This window comes from Halorubrum sp. SD690R, from assembly GCF_005435035.1.
In the GTDB taxonomy this organism is placed as follows: Archaea; Halobacteriota; Halobacteria; order Halobacteriales; family Haloferacaceae; genus Halorubrum; species Halorubrum ezzemoulense.
Genome location: NZ_SGTV01000071.1, coordinates 1 through 3,386, shown reverse-complemented (window position 1 = coordinate 3,386; position 3,386 = coordinate 1). Strand labels below are relative to the sequence as shown.

Annotated in this window: 4 protein-coding genes; 2 read left to right on the top strand and 2 right to left on the bottom strand. The window is 71.8% G+C overall.

All coding sequences use genetic code 11. The features are described from left to right. The first annotated feature begins 231 nt into the window (after nucleotides 1-231). The gene (locus EXE41_RS18335; protein WP_137691760.1) at nucleotides 232-546 is read left to right on the top strand and encodes a hypothetical protein; all 315 of its coding nucleotides are present in this window, start codon (nucleotides 232-234) and stop codon (nucleotides 544-546) included. Between the two features lies 1 nt (nucleotide 547). Beyond that, nucleotides 548-1,279: a DUF4382 domain-containing protein gene (locus EXE41_RS18330; protein ID WP_137691759.1), complete on the top strand. Its 732-nt coding sequence runs from the start codon at nucleotides 548-550 to the stop codon at nucleotides 1,277-1,279. A gap of 282 nt (nucleotides 1,280-1,561) precedes the next feature. Here the strand turns inward: EXE41_RS18330 and EXE41_RS18325 are convergent, their stop codons facing one another. Next, the gene (locus EXE41_RS18325; protein WP_137691758.1) at nucleotides 1,562-2,254 is read right to left on the bottom strand and encodes a VTT domain-containing protein; all 693 of its coding nucleotides are present in this window, start codon (nucleotides 2,252-2,254) and stop codon (nucleotides 1,562-1,564) included. Nucleotides 2,255-2,324: 70 nt separating this feature from the next. Beyond that, nucleotides 2,325-3,152 carry an NAD(+)/NADH kinase gene (locus tag EXE41_RS18320; protein ID WP_049932608.1) on the bottom strand — a complete coding sequence of 276 codons (828 nt, stop codon included), beginning with the start codon at nucleotides 3,150-3,152 and terminating at the stop codon, nucleotides 2,325-2,327. Between the last annotated feature and the right edge of the window lie 234 nt (nucleotides 3,153-3,386).

Genomic DNA, 3,386 nt, shown 5'->3' with positions numbered 1-3,386 from the left:
GTAACCGGGGGCGCGCCCGCCGACTACGGTCCACGGCCGCGCCCCCGGTTACGGTCCGCGGGCGCGTCGCCGATCTCGGCTGCCGGAGTTATCCTTTTATATACCACCCGCTGTTCAGGTCGATCTCCCGGTTTAGGCCGTCTTCTGCCGGTTAAACCGAATTAAATCGGGCGTAATTCGGCTGAACGGCTTGGGGCATTAAACCGTGTAGCGCTCCGAGGATGAGTCGCAATGAACGCACTCCGAACGACGCTGCTCGTGGCGCTCGCCACGGTGGTACTGATCGGGACCGGCGCGGCCGCCGGTGCCGTCGCGGCGACGCCCGCCCCGGACAACGCCTCGGGCGACGCGGGCCCGCCGAGCGGCCTCCCGGACCAAGTGCCGGACTTCGTCGGCGGGATCCTCGACAGCGTGAACGAGTTCCTCGGCGGCGGGGTCGATGATCTCGGCGAGACCGTGAGCGATATCGCCGGGAACGGCGCCGGCGAGGGCGACGGAACCGACGCGGAGAACGGGACGACCGCCGACGGAGCGGGGGGTGCGTGACGTGACTGACCGCGCGCTCGACCTCGACGCGCTCGACAGGCGCACTTACCTCAAGGCGACCGGCGCCGCCGCCCTCGGGGCGACGGGCCTCGCCGGCTGTGTCGGTCGCACGACGGGAACGCTCGCGACGCAGGTGACCGACCAGTCCGCCGACATCGGCGACTTCGAGTCGCTCGTCGTCACCGTCGAGGGGTTCTGGCTCGGCCCGGAGGGCGCCGATCCGGAGGAAGGTGACGCTGACGGCGCGAACGAGACCGACCCGGACGACGGGAGCGACGACACCGACGCCGGCGGGAACGAGACCACCGACGGCAACGGGACCGACGACGAGGGGGACGCCGCCGAGGGTCGCGAGTACTTCGAGTTCGACGAGTCACAGGAGGCTGACCTCGTCGAACTCCAGAACGGCGAGACGCAGCTGATCGACGAGCGGGAGCTCCAGACGGGCGAGTACCCGTACCTCCAGCTCGACGTGTCGTCGGCCGACGGGACCCTCACCGACGGGAGCGACGCGGCCGTCGATCTCCCGGGTAACGCGCCGCTGAAGTTCAACGAGCAGTTCGAGATCCGCGAGAACGCGCGGACGACGTTCACCGCGGACTTCGCGCCGGTACTGCGCGGGAACGGCCGCTACCTCCTCCCCCCGGTGCCGAGCGGGATCGAGGTGGAGTACGAGTCCGAGGCGTCGGAGGACGGTTCGAGCGGCGAGAACTCGACCGACGGCGACTCGTAGCGACGCCGCGCTCTCCCGGTCCCCCGTTGGAGTCGCGGCCGCGTCCGGCGCTCACAGGGGCGAGCGCGGACCGCACCGCGGCTTCGGGGTCAGGGCTGGGTCGGTTCCCGGGATTCGGGGACCGGGGGAATGCGCGCGTCGCTGCGAGCGGTTCCCGACGCAGAGCACCCGTCTGCTGTCAGAGGCACACGGCCCGCACGACCGCCCGAGCGACGACACGCCCGGGCGGTCTTTTCGCTTTCTGCGATCCGTCCGCCGTATCGGCGCCCAGTGTCCGCCGAGTCAGACCGTCGTCGCGTCCGTCCGGAGGAACGTCCGGTAGAGCGGTCCGGCGAGTATCAGCACGCCGACGGCGGCCATGCCGAGGACCACGGCCGGGTCGACGAGCGACCCGCCGCTCGCCGCAAGGCGGTCGAGCGAGACGCCGACGGCGACCCCGGCGAGGACCCACGGGAGTTCGCCGAACGCGGTACCGGCGATGAACGGCCGGACGCCGACGCCGGCGGCCGCGGCCCCGACCGTCACCGCGTCCGACGGGAGCGGCAGCAGGCGGGTCCCGGTCACGGCGCGCACGCTCCCTGACTCGGCCGCGAAGCGCTCGCCGGCGCGACAGAACCTGTCGGCGATTCCCGACGCGTCGCCCGCGTTGGCGCCGTCTCGGAGGCGGAATCTCCCCGCCCGGGCGAGCGCGTACGGGGGGAGCGCGGTGCCGACGACAAGCGCGAGCGCGAGCGGCGTCCCGGCCCAGCCGTACCCGAAGCCGACGGCGACGGCAAGCAGGGTCGTGGGCCACGCGAGGAGCGGCCTGACCGCCGCGAGCGCGACGATCGCGGCGCCGAACCGCAGCGGGTCTGTCGCGAGCCACCGGAGCCGCGAGAGCGCCGCCTCGGGGGAGACCGCGAGGGTCACTGCCGCCACCGCCGCGACGAGGACCCCGGCGACCGCGTACCGTCCGAGCGCCGACCGGCGATTCACGCTCCGGCGTCCGCGGGCGTCCGGTAAACGCTTTGTGGGTGCGTCCGGCCGCCGTCGGGCAGCCGCCGGCTCAGGACAGCTTGCCGAGCGCCTCGAAGAAGTCGGAGGGGGGACCGGCGATCCGTATCGGCGGCGCGGCGCGTTCGACGGTCACTTCGGTCGGCCCGTCGAGCGCCGCGGTGTCGCGTCCGTCGCTGACGACGGTCGCCCCCGCGTCGTCCGCGACCGCGACGGTTATACTCGCGTCGGCGTCGACGACGAGCGGTGGCATCCCGTCCTCGGCGACCATCTCGTTGACGATCAGCCCGTTCACCTCGGGGTGGACGAGGGGCCCGCGCTCGGAGAGGTTGTACGCGGTCGACCCGGTCGGCGTGGCCACGAGGACCCCGTCTGCGTGCCCCCCGGCGTACCGCGACCCGTCGACCCGCACCTCGTAGTCGATCCCGCCGCCGGGGCCGCGTCGGTCGCCCTGAATCACCACCTCGTTCGCGGCCGGCGTCGACGTCCAGCCGCCGGCGCTGGCGGCGAGCCGCGGGGCTTCCCGGACGTCCAGCCCCCCGTTCCGGAACGCCCGGACCTCGGCGCGGAGCGCCGCCGCCGCGTCGGCGGGCGGGACCGCGTTGAGGAACCCGACCTCGCCGAGGTTCACCCCGACGATGGGGGTGTCGCCGGCGTTGCGCGCGACGAACAGGAACGTGCCGTCGCCGCCGACGGCGACGACCAGGTCGCAGTCGTCGAACGCGTCGACCGCCCGGGCGTCGTCGCCCGCGTCGAGCGCGGCGGCGGTCTCCGCGTCGAGCCAGACGCTCTCTCCTTCTTCGGTGACGATGTCTCGGAGAGTCGCCGCGAGCGACGCCGCCCGCTCGCTGCCCTTTCGCGCGACGATGCCCACTTCCATGCGGAAGCCATCCCCGTCCCCGGATAAAAGCGTGCGGACATCGGGGAGCCCGATCGAGTTCTCAACGCGCGGGAGTTCGACGGTGTTCAGATAAGGATTGAAAGGTGTGCTCTGTTGAAGAGCGATCTTATCAGCGGATATCACCGGTTTAGAAGGGTGAAGCCGAGGAAATCGAACCTGCCATGGAAATCGATATCCTCGACTTCATCGAGCAGTGTCGTCACCTAGCTAAAC